A 15048-nucleotide genomic window follows, 5' to 3' on the forward strand; every position below is an offset into this window, starting at 1 on the left:
GGGACATTATGGGCTTAGCCATTCTGATACTGGGGGTCGCTCTCTGGGCAATTCCGCATCTGTTCAAACGACTGGCCCCGGCGCCGCGCGCCCGAATGGGCGACACGGCACGGGGCGTGGTGACGGCGACCACGGTCGCTTCAATCATCGCGATGGTGGTGGGCTACAAGATGGCGGATATTGTGCCGCTCTACTTTCCCGCCCCCTGGCTGAGCCATGTGAACAACCTCCTTGTGCTGATCGCGTTCTACATCTTTGCGATCCCGATGGCGCGCGGCGCGCTGAGCCAGAAGTACCGCCACCCGATGCTGACGGGCTTCGCCCTGTGGGCAGTGGCACATCTGCTGGTGCGCGGCGATCTGGCGTCGGTCATCATGTTCGGCGGGCTGGCCCTCTGGGCGGTGGTGTCGATCCTGATGATCAACGCACAGGTGCCGACATGGTCCCCGAAGCCCGCCAAGGGCGGGACGAAGCGTGATCTGGTAGCGATCCCCATTGTGCTGGTGACCTACCTGATTGTTGGATTAGTGCATGGCTGGATCGGACCCAGCCCGTTTGGGGCTTGAAAATGCTGGCATATCGTTTGCTGACGGCTGAGGATACATCGGCTTTTTGTCATAAAGTCACGCGCGCCCTGTCAAAGGGTTGGGTGCTGTATGGTGACCCGTCCTATGCGTTTGACGCGGCCAATGGCGTCATGCGCTGCGCACAGGCGGTCACGAAGGAGACGCCGGGCGACTATGACCCGGATGTGAAGCTGGGGGATCTCTAGCGCATGGCGAAGACCAATCCGGGCCGGTTCTTCGAGGATTACCGCGTGGGCGAGACCCTGATCCACGCGGTGCCGCGCACCGTAAAGATGGGCGAGCGCGCGCTTTACCACATGCTCTACCCGGCGCGGCATGCGCTCTATTCTTCGGATGTCTTCGCGCAATCATGCGGGCTGCCGTTCAGCCCGTTGGAAGAACTGATCGGGTTTCATGTCGTCTTCGGCAAAACTGTACCGGATGTGTCGCTGAACGCAGTGGCCAATCTGGGCTACGCGCAGGGAAGGTTCGTCACGCCAGTCTGGCCCGGAGACACCCTGCGCGCGGTGTCAGAGGTGATCGGCGTGAAGGAGAATTCCAACGGGAAAACCGGCGTGATCTATGTGCGCACCCGGGGCCTCAACCAGCATGATGAACTGCTGGTCGATTATGTGCGCTGGGTGATGGTGCGCAAACGCGATCTGTCAGCCCCTGCCCCAGCCACCGTGGTGCCAGATCTGGCGGCGGCGGTCGAGGCCGCCGATCTGGTCGTGCCACGCGGTCTTGATTTCAGCCGCTATGACTTCGCCCTTGCCGGAGAGCCGCACCGCTGGGGCGATTATGCAGTAGGGGAACGCATCGACCATGTGGACGGCGTGACGGTTGAACAAGCCGAGCACATGCAGGCGACCCGGCTGTGGCAGAACACCGCGAAGGTGCATTTTGACGCGACCGCGCGGCCCGACGGGCAGCGGCTGGTTTACGGCGGGCATGTCATCTCGCTGGCACGCGCGCTGTCGTTCAACGGTTTGGCCAATGCGCAGATGATCGTCGCGATCAACGCGGGCGCCCATGCCAACCCCTGCTTTGCCGGGGACACCGTGCGCGCCTGGTCCGAGGTGCTGGACCGCGCGGACACCGCTGCCCCGGGCGTGGGCGCGCTGCGGCTGCGGCTGGTGGCAACCAAGGGCGACGCGCCGCCGTTTGCGCTGCGCGATGAGGCCGGAAAATACCGCCCCGAGGTGTTGCTGGATCTGGATTACTGGGCGCTGATACCAATGTGATCACAAGCAACACGCCCTGGCCCGGCAACCAAAGAACCCAACGCCAGCCACGGCCTGCAATCCAGAATGCGGGCGCGTATCTGCTGCCCCCTGAACCCGCCGAACCGATCCGGTGCCATGCCCGAGTCTTGCAGCGCTGAACTTCTGCCTGATGCAAGGCCTCACCGCGTGATCTGTGATCACAATAATTAGGGGCGTGATCACGAAAGCAAAAAACTATCGGGTTTTATCAAAAAACTCGCCGATTTGGCGCTTGTCATGCGCTCACATCGCGTGACTTATCACAAAATTCGCGTATGGATTATACCAAAGAGCCAGCCTGCCTCGCGCGGGCACGCAGAACGAAGGGAACCGATATGGCTGACGTAAACCGGGGCAACCGGCCGCTTTCACCCCACATAAGCATCTACAAACCACAGCTTACCTCGATCACGTCGATCCTGACGCGGATTACCGGCAACGCGATGCTGGTCAGCGCGATCCTGATCGTCTGGTGGTTTCTGGCCGCCGCATCCTCGCCCGAATACTTCGCCATTGCTGACGGTGTGCTGACCAGCTGGTTTGGCAAGATTGTCATGCTGCTGTCGATCTGGGGCCTGTGGTATCACACGCTGGCCGGGGTGCGGCACCTGATCTGGGACAACGCCATGGGGCTGGACCTGCCGACGGCCTACAAGCTGGGCTACGGCGTTATCGGCGGGTCAGTTGTGCTGACCATCCTGACCATCATCATTCTGTAAGGGGATCACCATGCGTTATCTGACAGACCGCAAACGCGCATCGGGCATGGGGGCCGCCAATTCGGGCGTGCATCACTTCTGGATGATGAAGGTGACCTCGGTCGCGTTGCTGATCCTGATCCCGCTGTTTGTGTTCACCTTTGGCCACATGCTGGGCGAAGACCACGCCACCGTGACCGCCTATTTCGCCCGGCCCTTCCCGGCGATTGTCGCGGGCCTGACGATCCTGATCGGCTTTAAACATTTCAACGACGGTGCCCAAACCATGATCGAAGACTATGTTCATGGCACAGCGCAGAAAATCACGCTGATGCTGGTGACCTGCCTGTCCTATGGTGCGGCGGCTGTCGGGCTGTTCGCGATTGCCAAGCTGGCGCTGTAAAGAACCGGAGACGATAGAATGACAACGTATAAGGTGGAACACCACAATTATGATGTGGTGGTTGTGGGCGCGGGCGGCGCAGGGCTGCGGGCAACGCTGGGCATGGCGGAACAGGGGTTGCGCACGGCCTGCGTGACCAAGGTATTCCCGACCCGGTCGCACACCGTGGCGGCGCAGGGCGGCATTGCCGCTTCGCTGTCGAACATGGGCCCGGACCATTGGCAGTGGCACATGTATGACACCGTCAAGGGCTCTGACTGGCTGGGCGACACGGATGCGATGGAATATCTGGCGCGCGAGGCGCCCAAAGCGGTATATGAGCTGGAACATTATGGCGTGCCGTTTTCGCGCACCGAAGATGGCCGGATCTACCAGCGTCCGTTCGGCGGCCACACGACCGAATTCGGCGAAGGCCCCCCGGTGCAGCGCACCTGTGCCGCGGCCGATCGCACCGGCCACGCCATGCTGCACACGCTTTATGGCCAGTCGCTGAAGCAAAAGGCCGAATTCTACATCGAATATTTCGCAACCGACCTGATCATGTCCGAAGATGGGCAATGTCAGGGTGTGCTGGCATGGAAGCTGGACGATGGCACGCTGCATGCGTTCAACGCCAAGATGGTCGTGCTGGCCACCGGCGGCTATGGCCGGGCGTACTTCAGCGCGACCTCGGCGCACACCTGCACCGGCGACGGCAACGGGATGATCGCGCGCGCAGGCCTGCCGCTGCAAGATATGGAATTCGTGCAATTCCACCCCACCGGCATCTTCGGCGCGGGCTGTCTGATTACCGAGGGCGCTCGCGGCGAAGGCGGCTACCTGACCAACAGTGAGGGTGAGCGTTTCATGGAACGCTACGCGCCGACCTACAAAGACCTTGCGTCGCGCGATGTGGTCAGCCGCTGCATGACGATCGAGATCCGCGAAGGCCGCGGCGTGGGACCGAACAAGGACCATATCCACCTGAACCTTTCGCACCTGCCGCCCGAAACGCTGCATCTGCGACTGCCGGGCATCAGCGAATCCGCGCGCATTTTCGCGGGCGTGGATCTGACGAAAGAACCGATCCCGGTGCTTCCGACGGTGCATTACAACATGGGCGGCATTCCGACGAACTATTGGGGCGAAGTGCTGAGCCCCACCGCGGAAAACCCCGACCGTATCGCACCCGGCCTGATGGCGGTGGGCGAGGCGGCCAGCGCGTCGGTGCATGGCGCGAACCGTTTGGGATCGAACTCGCTCATCGACCTGGTGGTGTTCGGCCGGGCAGCAGCGATCCGCGCGGGCAAGGTGGTCGACCCCGCCGCGCCCAACCCGGTGCTGAACCAGGCATCGCTGGATGCCGCGCTCGACCGGTTCGACCGGGTGCGCAACTATTCCGGCGCGACCCCGACCGCAGAACTGCGGCTGGAGATGCAAAAGAACATGCAGGCCGATGCTGCTGTGTTCCGCACCGACAAGACGCTGGCCGAAGGCTGCGCCAACATGGCCGAGACCGCGCGCAAGATGGGCGACATCAAGGTCACCGACCGCAGCCTTATCTGGAACTCGGACCTGATGGAGACGTTCGAGCTGGAAAACCTGATGCCCAACGCGCTGGCCACGATTGTCGGTGCCGAGGCGCGCAAGGAATCGCGCGGCGCGCATGCGCATGAGGATTATCCAGACCGCGACGATGCCAACTGGCGCAAGCACACGCTGGCATGGGTCGACGGGGCGAAGGTGACGCTGGACTACCGTCCGGTGCATCTGGACCCGCTGACCACGGAAGCCGAAGGCGGGATTGATCTGAAGAAGATCGCACCCAAGGCGCGCGTCTATTGATGCGCGCCCTGCCGGGCATCGTGCTGGCGGGTAGCGTGCTGGCCCTGGCGGCCTGCGGGCCCATGCAGGACCAGATCGCGCGCGATACCGCCAAACGTGCCGTGCGCCCTGTGCTGGCGCAGAACTTTCCCGGCGTGCCGCTGGACCCTGCCGTCGATTGCGTGATCGACCAGGCCAGCGCCGCCGACCTGTCCCGTCTGGCGGTGGATGGCGCGCTGGGTGCGCCGTCCGAGGCCAGTATCCAGATCGTGCTGGCAATCGCCCGGCGCCCCGCAACCCTGCAATGCATCGCAACCGACGGGCTTGCCCCGTTCCTGAGATAGGAGGCACCGATGGTCCAACTGACCCTGCCCAAAAACTCGAAAATGCGTACCGGAAAAACCTGGCCGAAGCCTGAGGGCGCGACCAACCTGCGTGCGTTCAAGATCTACCGCTGGAACCCCGATGATGGCGAAAATCCCCGTGTGGATACGTATTTCGTCGATATGGATACCTGCGGCCCGATGGTGCTGGATGCGCTGATCAAGATCAAATCCGAGATTGACCCAACCCTGACCTTCCGCCGGTCCTGCCGCGAAGGCATCTGCGGGTCCTGCGCAATGAACATCGACGGCGGCAACACGCTGGCCTGTCTGATCGGCATGGAAGAGATCAAGGGCGAGGTGAAGATCTACCCCCTGCCCCACATGCCGGTGGTCAAGGATCTGGTGCCTGATCTGACGCATTTCTATGCCCAGCATGCGTCGATCCAGCCCTGGCTGGAGACCGAGACCAACACCCCCGCCAAGGAGTGGAAGCAGTCGATCGAGGACCGCGAAAAGCTCGACGGCCTGTACGAATGCGTGATGTGCGCATGCTGTTCGGCCTCGTGCCCATCCTATTGGTGGAACGGCGACCGCTATCTGGGGCCGGCCGCACTGCTGCATGCGTATCGCTGGATCATCGATTCCCGCGATGAGGCAACGGGTGAACGGTTGGACGACCTGCACGACCCGTTCAAACTGTACCGTTGCCACACGATCATGAACTGCGCCCAGACGTGCCCCAAGGGGCTGAACCCGGCCAAGGCGATTGCCGAGATCAAGAAGCTGATGGTCGAACGGGTGATGTGATCCCGCATCGCACCGACATTGCGCCGCCCCGTCCCTGACGCGGGCGGCGCTTTCATGCGCGATGCTGCGCCACGCGCGCGCCTGCGCCGGAATCCCACACGGAGGCGTGCCTTGCATTCGCGCCCAGATTGCGGAAAGTAGCGGCCATGTTCATCATTCTTGGCCTGATCGTCGTCTTTATCGTCATCCTGATCCTGAAACCATGGGAGCAGCGGGCCTGCGCATGGCGCGAAGACCGGCGCGCGCTGGTCAACGGTGTGTTGCATGTCTGCGTGACCTGTGGCGCGGAAATGGCGTTGCCACCGGGCAAGAAGCCGCGCCGCTGCATGGCGCAGGACCGGTCCTGACCGGCCCCACACCGCACGGGCGAACCCGCAGGTCTGCAAGGCCGCTCAGGCGTCGGGGAAAGCGGCCTGAAGCGCTATTTCGACCATTTCGCCAAAGCTCTTTTCGCGTTCCTCTGACGGGATCGCCGCGCCGGTCAACAGGTGGTCAGAGATCGTCAAGACGGCCAGCGCACGCACGCCGTAGCGGGCAGCAACGATATAAAGCTCGGCCGCTTCCATCTCGACCGCCAGAACGCCGTGGCGGGTCATCTGTTCGTTCAGATCGGGGCGTTCGTCATAGAACACATCGGAGGAATAGATATTCCCCGCATGGGCCGTCACACCGCGCGTGGTCGCCGCCTGCCATGCCGCATGCAGCAGCGACCAATCAGCAGTGGGGGCGAAGCTGAGCTCGCGCATGATGCCGCTCGATGGGGTGGAGAGCGTGGTCGCCGCCATGGCCAGCACCACATCGCGGATGTTGATATGCGGCTGCATCGCACCCGCAGAACCAATGCGGATCAGGGTTTTCGCCCCGTAATCGCGGATCAGCTCGTTGGCATAGATCGACAGCGACGCCATGCCCATGCCCGACCCGTGAATCGTCACAGGCTGGCCGCGCCATGTGCCGGTATAGCCCAGCATGCCCCGCACCTCATTCACCAGACGCGGCGTGTCGAGAAAGGTTTCGGCAGCCCAGCGGGCGCGGTAGGGATCGCCCGGCATCAGCACGGTTTGCGCGATGTCGCCGGGGGCGGCGCCGATATGGATGGTCATGCGAAAAATCCTCTGGGGTTTGGTGCTGCGCGCAAGCTGCATTGCCACGGCGGCGGGCGCAATGGGGGCAACCGCCGCTCACATAACCGTGATCGACTATATGCCGGGTTGATTATAGGTTGCGGTGATACACGTGCATTTCGTCAACAACAAAGGGGCAGAAGATGTCAGGTTTGGATGAGAAACAACGCGCCATGGCCGAAAGCAAGGCCCCAGATGTGCGTGCGCAGGACCTGCGGCGTCTGGAGCAACAGGGATACGGCGTAATGGCGGGCGTCATGGGCTTTGGCGAGGCTGCCGAAAACGGGCGGCTGGGGGCGGTGGTGAAGGTCGCACAACTGTTTGTCATTGCGTTCGCTTTCATGGTGCCGGTCTACCTGTTCTGGTCGGTCGCGTTTTAAGGCCTGCCGTGATCGAGCGCGAGGCGCTGCGTGCAGCGCCTGCGTGGATCATCGTTTCAAGGGATGCGGGGCGGTCGGCATTTTTCTGCTGACCACATTTGCACCTTCCATCCATGGTACCTAAGTTTTGCGTAACCGGCGGGGCAGCGTGTGCCCCGCGACGGTTTCGAAACAGCTACAGGAGACACCATGTTGATATCCAAACGCCTGCAGGCAATGTCCGTTGCTATCCTCTTTGGCGTCACAGCGCCGCTGGCCCTGCCCGTGACCGCGCAAGAAACGGTCACCGCCAGCGATTCCGTGTCCGACACCCAACTGGATGCCTTCATGCAAGCGCTGAACGCGGTGAATGAGGTCGAGACAACTTACGTCGAACGGGTCGAGGCGGAAACCGATGCCGAAGCCCGGGACGCATTGATCGCCGAAGCGAACGAAGCCATGGTCGGCGCTGTCGAGGAAACCGACGGGATCACCGTTGATGACTATGTTGCCATCATGCGCCTTGCCCAGACTGATGAAGCGCTGAACGCCCGGATCGTGGCACGGCTGGACGGCTAAGCCACTTTACGGAAGCCACGCCCCTTGGGGTATGATCTGATGCGGGCGCGCGGCCAAGGGCTGTCGCGCCCGTCTTCTGTCCCGCGATGATGGCCTGGATTTCGGCCCCGGCGCGATCGGGCTATTCCGCCGCAACCGGGCGGTCGCCGAACAGCCCGACGATATCCATCATGATGCGGTTCAGCTCAAAATCCTTGGGTGTGTAGACGGCTGCGACGCCCATGGCGCGCAGGGCCGCAGCATCATCCTCGGGGATGATGCCGCCGACAACCACCGGAATATGGCCCAGCCCCTCGGCCCGCAGGCGTTCCATGAGATCGGCCATCAGCGGCATGTGGCTGCCCGACAGGATCGACAAACCGACAACATGCGCGCGTTCTTCGCGCACGGCAGTGATGATTTCCAGCGGGGTCAGGCGGATGCCTTCGTAGTGGATATCCATGCCGCAGTCGCGCGCGCGCGTGGCGATCTGTTCGGCACCGTTGGAATGGCCGTCCAGCCCCGGCTTGCCAACCAGAAACTTCAGCCGCCGCCCCAACCGCGCCGAAACCGCATCGACGGCTTCGCGGATGTCATCCAGCCCTTCGGTGCGGTTCGAGGGGTTGCGCGACACGCCGGTGGGCGCGCGGTATTCGCCAAAAGCTGCGCGGATCACGCCCGCCCATTCGCCGGTGGTGCAGCCTGCCTTGGCCGCTGCGATTGACGGCGGCATGATGTTCGCGCCCGACTGCGCGGCGTCGCGCAACGCGTCAAGCGCCGCCTGAACAGCGCCCGCGTCGCGGCGGATGCGCCAGTCGTTCAGCCGGGCGATCTGGTCCGCCTCGGCATCCGCATCGGCCACCATGATGGACCCCTCGCCGGTCGTCAGCGGGCTGGGTTCGGTCGTGGTATAGCGGTTGACGCCGACGACGACGGTGCTGCCCGCCTCGATCCCGCTGATCCGGTCGGCGTTGGCTTCCACCAGCCGGGATTTCATGTATTCGATCGCCTTCACCGCGCCACCCATATCGTCGATCAGCGCCAGTTCGGCCCGCGCGCCGTCCTTCAGTTCGGCCACTTTCCGGTCCACGGCAGGGTTGTTGTCGAATAGGTCATCGTATTCCAGCAAGTCGGTTTCGAGCGCGAGGATCTGTTGCAGCCGCAGCGACCATTGCTGATCCCAGGGGCGCGGCAGGCCCAGCGCCTCATTCCAGGCGGGCAGTTGCACGGCGCGGGCGCGCGCGCGTTTCGACAGGGTGACCGCCATGGCCTCGATCAAGATGCGGTAGACGTTGTTTTCGGGCTGCTGCTCGGTCAGGCCCAGGCTGTTGACCTGCACACCATACCGGAAACGGCGGTATTTCGGGTCGGTCACACCGTAACGGTCGCGGCAGATCTCATCCCACAGATCGACAAAGGCGCGCATCTTGCACATCTCGGTCACGAAACGGATGCCCGCGTTCACGAAGAAGCTGATGCGCCCCACCATGTCGGGGAAATCGGCGGGCGAAACCTTCGTTTTGAGGTCATCGAGCACGGCGCAGGCAGTGGCCAGTGCAAATGCAAGCTCTTGCCCCGGGGTCGCGCCGGCCTCTTGCAGGTGGTAGGAACAGATGTTCATCGGGTTCCATTTTGGCAGATGCTCACGCGTGTAGGCCGCCACATCCGTAATCATGCGCAGGCTGGGCTCGGGCGGGCAGATATAGGTGCCGCGCGACAGGTATTCCTTGATGATGTCGTTCTGCACCGTGCCTTGCAGGGCGGAAACATCGGCACCTTGCTCTTCTGCCACGGCGATGTAGAGCGCCAGTAACCAGGGCGCGGTGGCGTTGATGGTCATCGAGGTGTTCATCTGTTCCAGCGGGATCGCATCAAACAGCGCGCGCATGTCGCCCAGATGCGCGACCGGGACGCCAACCTTGCCCACCTCGCCGCGCGCCAGAATGTGGTCGCTGTCATACCCCGTCTGCGTCGGCAGGTCGAAAGCCACGGACAACCCGGTCTGCCCCTTTGACAGGTTGTTGCGATAGAGCGCGTTGGAGGCATGGGCAGTCGAATGCCCAGCATAGGTGCGAAACAGCCAGGGTTTGTCACGGGTCGCCCCGGTCATAGGGTGGGTCATCGGGGCCTCCACAGGGTTGCGAGATCATCGCGCAACATTCTTACCAAATGCATGATGCGGGCGCAAGATCATGTCAAGAACGAATTGCTGCAATGCGGCACAGCGGCACCGGATCCATGATGCCCTCACACGCCCCATTGCCCCCCTTTCTCCGTTGCGCCACTGTGCGCTGATGTCTGATCCGATCACGCTTCCTTTCTGGCTGCTGTCACTGATCCTCGTCTTTGCCGGGGCGTCATTTCTATCGCATTTTCTGTTCCCCTCGGTGCGCTGGTTCTTCCGCCGCCGGATGGAGCGTGCTGTCGAACGTCTGAACCAGCGGCTGGAGCGTCCGATCCAGCCCTTCAAGCTGATGCGCCGCAAGGACATGATCATCCGGCTGATCTATGATCCGCAGGTGATGGAGGCCGTGGTCGAATACGCGCGGGAAAACAACGTGCCCGAAAGCGTGGCCTTCCAGTGCGCGCGCTCTTACGCGCGCGAGATAGTGCCCGCTTTTTCCGCCGCAACCTATTTCGGCTTTGCGATCCGGGTGACGCGGCGTTTGTCGCGCGCGCTCTACAAGGTGCGGCTGGCGCAGCATGATGACCTGCCGATCCGCGACATCGACAAGAAGGCGTCGGTGGTCTTCGTGATGAACCATCGGTCCAACATGGATTACGTGCTGGTGACCTGGCTGGCGGCCCAACGCTCGGCCATTTCCTATGCCGTGGGAGAATGGGCGCGGATCTGGCCCTTGCAGGCGCTGATCCGGTCGATGGGGGCGTATTTCATCCGGCGGCGGTACCTGAGCCCGCTTTATCGCCGGGTGCTGGCGCGCTATGTGCAGATGGCGACGCATGAGGGTGTGACGCAGGCGATCTTTCCCGAAGGCGGGTTGAGCCTGGATGGCGGGGTCGGTCCCGGCAAGAAGGGGCTTTTGCACTATATCGTCAGCGATTTCCAACTGGATGACGGGCGTGATGTCGTCTTTATCCCGGTCGGGTTGAATTATGACCGGGTGCTGGAAGACCGCGTGCTGATCGCTGCTGCTGCCAACAAGGAACGGCGGTTTCGGGTGCGCGGCAGTGCGATCTTCGGCTTCATCGCGCGGCATCTGTGGAACCGTGTGCGTGGCCGGTTCCAGAGTTTTGGCTATGCTGCCGTGTGTTATGGCCGTCCGATCTCGTTGGAACACTACCTGCGCGCCACGCCTGCGGCGACGACCGACGATCTTGCTGCCACGCTGATGGCGGCGATCACGGCGACCGTGCCGGTGCTGCCAGTGCCTCTGGTCGCGGCAGCGCTGTCGGGCGCGCCTGCATCCGACCGCGCGGCGCTGGATGCGACGGCCGAAGACCTTGTCACGCAACTGCGCGCGCGCGGCGTCAGGCTTCACCTGCCTGACGGCAATATCGCACAGGCTGTGACGGCGGGTCTGGAAACGTTGCTGCTGCGCAAGCTGGTCATCGCGGACGGCGACACTTTGCGCATCGCCAAGGGAGAGGACGCTATTGTCGCCTTCTATGCGAAATCAGTGCAACAGCATCTTGACCGCATACAGCCCGCGACCGCCCCCGAACCGACCGTCTGCCTGACACTTCAATCACCCACCGAGACATAAAGTTACCCAAAAACATATTTTACTGTTGCATTGTTGCGTGGCCAGATTTACCTATGCTGCAACCGCCGCATTCATTCTGCATTGCGGCATCACGCATCAACGGCAGGATGAGGGAACTTTCGATGGCTTTGGATGTAGACGCAGGACTGGCGACCTATGACGCCCCCGAGAAAGATCTGTACGAGATTGGGGAGATGCCGCCCTTCGGCCATGTGCCGCGCCAGATGTACGCTTGGACCATCCGGCGAGAGCGTCACGGCGAACCCGAACAGGCGATGCAGATCGAAGTGGTCGATACGCCAAAAGTCGATAGCCACGAAGTGCTGGTGCTGGTGATGGCGGCGGGCGTCAATTACAACGGCGTCTGGGCAGGGCTGGGAAAGCCGATCAGTCCGTTTGACGTGCACAAGGCCGAATTCCACATCGCCGGGTCAGATGCCTCGGGCATCGTCTGGGCGGTGGGCGACAAGGTCAAACGCTGGAAAATCGGCGATGAGGTTGTGATCCACTGCAATCAGGACGATGGCGACGATGAAGAATGCAATGGCGGCGATCCGATGTATTCGCCCAGCCAGCGCATCTGGGGCTATGAAACCCCGGACGGGTCGTTCGCGCAATTCACCTGCGTGCAGTCGCAGCAGTTGCTGCATCGCCCGCGCCACCTGACGTGGGAGGAATCAGCCTGTTACACCCTGACGCTGGCCACCGCCTACCGCATGCTGTTCGGGCATGAGCCGCATGACCTGAAACCGGGGCAGAACGTGCTGGTCTGGGGCGCCTCGGGGGGCCTCGGGTCCTATGCGATCCAGTTGATCAACGCGGCCGGGGCGAACGCCATCGGCGTGATCTCCGAGGAGGACAAGCGCAGCTTCGTCATGGGGCTGGGCGCCAAAGGCGTGATAAACCGTAAGGATTTCAAGTGTTGGGGCCAATTGCCCACCGTCAACACCCCCGAATACAACGAATGGCTGAAAGAGGCACGGCGCTTTGGCAAGGCGATCTGGGACATTACCGGCAAAGGTATCAGCGTCGACATGGTATTCGAACACCCCGGCGAGGCGACATTCCCTGTCTCGGCGCTGGTGTGCAAGAAGGGCGGCATGGTGGTGATCTGCGCGGGCACCACCGGGTTCAACTGCACCTTCGACGTGCGCTACATGTGGATGCACCAGAAACGCCTGCAGGGGTCGCATTTCGCGCATCTCAAACAGGCGGCGGCGGCGAACAAGCTGATGCTGGAACGCCGGCTGGACCCCTGCATGTCCGAGGTTTTTCCCTGGGCCGAGATCCCAGCCGCGCATACCAAGATGCTGCGCAATGAGCATAAGCCCGGCAACATGGCCGTGCTGGTCCAGGCACCGCTGACCGGGCTGCGCACCTTCGCCGACACACTGGAAGCCAGCCGCAAGGCGTGATCGTGATACGGTGCGGATGCATTTCACAAAGGCCGCCGAACCCCGGCGGCCTTTGGTCGTTTTACGTTGGCCGCGTCAACCAAATGTAAAGGGACGGCCCCTAGCGTAAGGTCAGGATCATAACGCCAGGCTGCGTGTCGGCTGGCCACCTTTGCTACAGGAGTACCTTGAATGCCGCATGACTGGCTAATGAATGTTCTCAATGACCTGCGCGCCTATGCGCTGCGCAACGGCCTTCCCGCGATCGCCAATCAGATGGGCGAGGCGCGCATCGTCGCGGCGGCAGAACTCGCCGCGCTGGAAGAGCAATCAGCATCCACGCGCCCGCCACAGGCGGTCTGCTATACCGGTCACTGACGCGGGCTGGCTGCGGGCGCGTGCCGCGTCACTTATCATGGCACTGCCCCCCATAGCATGGCTGATCCAGTCTGGTCAGCGCGCCGCCGGTTGGGTAGTGTCCGCCGCATGGATGTACCTGCCTTGCAATTCTCGGACGATCAGGCCGAAGCTTGGGACCGCGTCGCACAAACGCTGCGGCTGGGCGGCGTGGACCTCCTCGATGCCTCGACCCTGCCCGCGCCAGATGCCGATCCGCAGATCCTTGCGGTGCTGGGCAAGGCCGGGTCTGGCAAGACGATGCTGCTGGCCGAGTTGACGAAGGCATTGCGGGCCGCCGGGGTGAATATCGTGTCCGGCGATTATGAAGGGCGACGCCGCAATGACCGCCGCACCCTTGCCATTTTGGCACCGACCAACAAGGCTGCCAGTGTGCTGCGCAACCGTGGCGTACCGGCAACGACGATTCATCGCATCCTCTACACGCCGGTTTATGACCCGGAATATGAAAAGATCGCCGAATGGCTGGCGGGCAACGGGCCGCGCCCCGATATGCCCGACCTTGGAGAAACCGCGCTGGACCGCGCTGCCGCTTTTTATGCCACGGTCAGTTCCATCCCCGGGGCGCTGGCAGCGGCGGGGCTGCGCGGGTCGGATTTCATCAAGGGCTGGAAGCGGCGCGACGATCCGCTGGATATCGGTTTTGTCGACGAAAGCTCGATGCTGGATGCCCGGCAACTCGACGACCTGCGCGAGATCTTTCCAACACTGGTCCTGTTCGGCGATCCGGCGCAGCTTGCCCCCGTCGGCCAGTCGGGCGAAATGGTGTTCGACAAGCTGGGCGCGCCACGCCAGTTGCATCTGAGCCGCATCCACCGGCAGGCGCTCGACAACCCGATCCTCGACCTCGCGCATGCGCTTGGCGACCCTGATCTGAGCTTCGAGGAATTCGAGCGCCGGATTGAAGACGCCGCCCGCACGGATGACCGTGTGGTGGTGGCGCAGCGGGTGGAATCCGACCTGATGGCACGGTCGCCCGTGCTGGTATGGCGCAACGCCACGCGCATCCGGCTGATCCACGCCTTCCGCGCGGCGTTCGGCGCGCCTGACACCGAATTGCTGCCCGGCGAACCGCTGATCTGTGACGGGCTTGAACTGCCGTTGAAACACCGCAAGAAACGCATCGATCTGGAGGCGCGCGGCCTGATCAAGGGCGCACAGGTGGTCTATCTGGGGCCGGGGCGCAAGCCGGGCTTCTCACGGCTGCATGTCTTCGGGGCTGAGGAGCCGCAGGTCTCGGCAGCCTCCATCGTCAAGATCGAACGCGAGGGCGAAGAGGAACCCTTCATCCCCTTTGCCGCGCATATGGGGGCCGCGTTCCTGCACGGGGCCGCCGTCACCATCCACAAGGCACAAGGTTCACAATGGCCGCAGGTGCAGGTCTTTGCGCCCGACCTCTGGGCGGCCGCGCGTGCCGGACGGACCGAGGCCGGGATTCCCCTGTGGAAACGGCTGGCCTATGTCGCCATCACCCGCGCTGAAACCCGATTGTTCTGGGTGGTGCGCAACCGACTTGCCCGCCCTTCTGGCCCGCTGACCACCGATGATCTGGGCGGGGTCAAGGCGCCGCTGGCACTGACGGCGACCGAAGACTTATTGTAAT

Annotated in this window: 17 protein-coding genes; 15 read left to right on the forward strand and 2 right to left on the reverse strand. The window is 62.8% G+C overall.

The window, feature by feature from the left end; translation table 11 throughout:
- Positions 1–8: 8 nt before the first annotated feature.
- The 9 genes from H9529_RS07665 (at position 9) to H9529_RS07705 (ending at position 6215) form a co-directional block, all read left to right on the forward strand.
- The gene (locus H9529_RS07665) at positions 9–566 is read left to right on the forward strand and encodes an NnrU family protein (RefSeq protein ID WP_092887543.1); all 558 of its coding nucleotides are present in this window, start codon (positions 9–11) and stop codon (positions 564–566) included.
- A gap of 2 nt (positions 567–568) precedes the next feature.
- Positions 569–772, forward strand: coding sequence for a DUF1737 domain-containing protein (locus H9529_RS07670; RefSeq protein ID WP_092887540.1), 204 nt, complete (start codon positions 569–571; stop codon positions 770–772).
- 3 nt (positions 773–775) lie between these two features.
- Positions 776–1810 carry a MaoC family dehydratase gene (locus tag H9529_RS07675; protein WP_092887537.1) on the forward strand — a complete coding sequence of 345 codons (1035 nt, stop codon included), beginning with the start codon at positions 776–778 and terminating at the stop codon, positions 1808–1810.
- A 356-nt stretch (positions 1811–2166) separates the two neighbouring features.
- Positions 2167–2550 (forward strand): succinate dehydrogenase, cytochrome b556 subunit, encoded by a 384-nt coding sequence (gene sdhC / locus H9529_RS07680; RefSeq protein WP_092887534.1) that lies wholly within the window; start codon positions 2167–2169, stop codon positions 2548–2550.
- 10 nt (positions 2551–2560) lie between these two features.
- Complete coding sequence (sdhD, locus tag H9529_RS07685) at positions 2561–2932, forward strand: succinate dehydrogenase, hydrophobic membrane anchor protein (protein WP_092887531.1); 372 nt, start codon at positions 2561–2563, stop codon at positions 2930–2932.
- 18 nt (positions 2933–2950) lie between these two features.
- Entirely contained in the window at positions 2951–4756 is a 1806-nt protein-coding gene (sdhA, locus tag H9529_RS07690) for a succinate dehydrogenase flavoprotein subunit (RefSeq protein ID WP_092887528.1), read from the forward strand.
- On the forward strand, positions 4756–5079 hold the full coding sequence (locus H9529_RS07695) for a hypothetical protein (RefSeq protein ID WP_092887525.1): 324 nt from the start codon (positions 4756–4758) through the stop codon (positions 5077–5079). Before sdhA ends, H9529_RS07695 begins: the two co-directional genes overlap by 1 nt.
- Positions 5080–5088: 9 nt before the next feature.
- Positions 5089–5868, forward strand: a complete 780-nt coding sequence (locus tag H9529_RS07700; RefSeq protein ID WP_092887522.1) for a succinate dehydrogenase iron-sulfur subunit — start codon at positions 5089–5091, stop codon at positions 5866–5868.
- A gap of 146 nt (positions 5869–6014) precedes the next feature.
- Positions 6015–6215 (forward strand): hypothetical protein, encoded by a 201-nt coding sequence (locus H9529_RS07705; RefSeq protein ID WP_092887519.1) that lies wholly within the window; start codon positions 6015–6017, stop codon positions 6213–6215.
- A 45-nt stretch (positions 6216–6260) separates the two neighbouring features.
- On the opposite strand, the gene deoD is transcribed toward H9529_RS07705, so the two are convergent.
- Entirely contained in the window at positions 6261–6971 is a 711-nt protein-coding gene (gene deoD / locus H9529_RS07710; protein ID WP_092887516.1) for a purine-nucleoside phosphorylase, read from the reverse strand.
- A gap of 164 nt (positions 6972–7135) precedes the next feature.
- Here deoD and H9529_RS07715 point away from each other — a divergent pair, with 164 nt between their 5' ends.
- Entirely contained in the window at positions 7136–7372 is a 237-nt protein-coding gene (locus tag H9529_RS07715; protein WP_092887513.1) for a hypothetical protein, read from the forward strand.
- Positions 7373–7561: 189 nt separating this feature from the next.
- The gene (locus H9529_RS07720; protein WP_092887510.1) at positions 7562–7930 is read left to right on the forward strand and encodes a DUF4168 domain-containing protein; all 369 of its coding nucleotides are present in this window, start codon (positions 7562–7564) and stop codon (positions 7928–7930) included.
- Between the two features lie 121 nt (positions 7931–8051).
- Here H9529_RS07720 and H9529_RS07725 read toward each other — a convergent pair whose 3' ends face one another.
- Positions 8052–10019 carry a protein meaA gene (locus H9529_RS07725; RefSeq protein ID WP_092887507.1) on the reverse strand — a complete coding sequence of 656 codons (1968 nt, stop codon included), beginning with the start codon at positions 10017–10019 and terminating at the stop codon, positions 8052–8054.
- 184 nt (positions 10020–10203) lie between these two features.
- Between H9529_RS07725 and H9529_RS07730 the strand changes: the two genes are divergently transcribed.
- The 4 genes from H9529_RS07730 to H9529_RS07745 all read left to right on the forward strand — a co-directional run bounded on the left by H9529_RS07730 (position 10204) and on the right by H9529_RS07745 (position 15047).
- Positions 10204–11634, forward strand: coding sequence for a 1-acyl-sn-glycerol-3-phosphate acyltransferase (locus H9529_RS07730; RefSeq protein ID WP_092888177.1), 1431 nt, complete (start codon positions 10204–10206; stop codon positions 11632–11634).
- A 122-nt stretch (positions 11635–11756) separates the two neighbouring features.
- Positions 11757–13049, forward strand: a complete 1293-nt coding sequence (ccrA, locus tag H9529_RS07735) for a crotonyl-CoA carboxylase/reductase (RefSeq protein WP_092888174.1) — start codon at positions 11757–11759, stop codon at positions 13047–13049.
- Between the two features lie 171 nt (positions 13050–13220).
- Complete coding sequence (locus H9529_RS07740) at positions 13221–13406, forward strand: hypothetical protein (protein ID WP_092887504.1); 186 nt, start codon at positions 13221–13223, stop codon at positions 13404–13406.
- Between the two features lie 108 nt (positions 13407–13514).
- Positions 13515–15047: an ATP-dependent DNA helicase gene (locus H9529_RS07745; protein ID WP_092887501.1), complete on the forward strand. Its 1533-nt coding sequence runs from the start codon at positions 13515–13517 to the stop codon at positions 15045–15047.
- Position 15048 lies beyond the last annotated feature (1 nt).

Origin of the sequence: Roseicitreum antarcticum (assembly GCF_014681765.1) — a bacterium.
GTDB classification, from domain to species: Bacteria; Pseudomonadota; Alphaproteobacteria; order Rhodobacterales; family Rhodobacteraceae; genus Roseicitreum; species Roseicitreum antarcticum.

Bases quoted from the DNA above. Each gene is read 5' to 3' on its own strand.
- sdhD (WP_092887531.1), top strand. From the start codon at position 2,561: ATGCGTTATCTGACAGACCGCAAACGCGCATCGGGCATGGGGGCCGCC.
- H9529_RS07700 (WP_092887522.1), top strand. From the start codon at position 5,089: ATGGTCCAACTGACCCTGCCCAAAAACTCGAAAATGCGTACCGGAAAA.
- sdhA (WP_092887528.1), top strand. From the start codon at position 2,951: ATGACAACGTATAAGGTGGAACACCACAATTATGATGTGGTGGTTGTG.
- H9529_RS07670 (WP_092887540.1), top strand. From the start codon at position 569: ATGCTGGCATATCGTTTGCTGACGGCTGAGGATACATCGGCTTTTTGT.
- H9529_RS07725 (WP_092887507.1), bottom strand. From the start codon at position 10,019: ATGACCGGGGCGACCCGTGACAAACCCTGGCTGTTTCGCACCTATGCT.
- sdhC (WP_092887534.1), top strand. From the start codon at position 2,167: ATGGCTGACGTAAACCGGGGCAACCGGCCGCTTTCACCCCACATAAGC.
- H9529_RS07715 (WP_092887513.1), top strand. From the start codon at position 7,136: ATGTCAGGTTTGGATGAGAAACAACGCGCCATGGCCGAAAGCAAGGCC.
- H9529_RS07665 (WP_092887543.1), top strand. From the start codon at position 9: ATGGGCTTAGCCATTCTGATACTGGGGGTCGCTCTCTGGGCAATTCCG.
- H9529_RS07740 (WP_092887504.1), top strand. From the start codon at position 13,221: ATGCCGCATGACTGGCTAATGAATGTTCTCAATGACCTGCGCGCCTAT.
- ccrA (WP_092888174.1), top strand. From the start codon at position 11,757: ATGGCTTTGGATGTAGACGCAGGACTGGCGACCTATGACGCCCCCGAG.
- deoD (WP_092887516.1), bottom strand. From the start codon at position 6,971: ATGACCATCCATATCGGCGCCGCCCCCGGCGACATCGCGCAAACCGTG.
- H9529_RS07745 (WP_092887501.1), top strand. From the start codon at position 13,515: ATGGATGTACCTGCCTTGCAATTCTCGGACGATCAGGCCGAAGCTTGG.
- H9529_RS07705 (WP_092887519.1), top strand. From the start codon at position 6,015: ATGTTCATCATTCTTGGCCTGATCGTCGTCTTTATCGTCATCCTGATC.
- H9529_RS07730 (WP_092888177.1), top strand. From the start codon at position 10,204: ATGTCTGATCCGATCACGCTTCCTTTCTGGCTGCTGTCACTGATCCTC.
- H9529_RS07720 (WP_092887510.1), top strand. From the start codon at position 7,562: ATGTTGATATCCAAACGCCTGCAGGCAATGTCCGTTGCTATCCTCTTT.
- H9529_RS07695 (WP_092887525.1), top strand. From the start codon at position 4,756: ATGCGCGCCCTGCCGGGCATCGTGCTGGCGGGTAGCGTGCTGGCCCTG.
- H9529_RS07675 (WP_092887537.1), top strand. From the start codon at position 776: ATGGCGAAGACCAATCCGGGCCGGTTCTTCGAGGATTACCGCGTGGGC.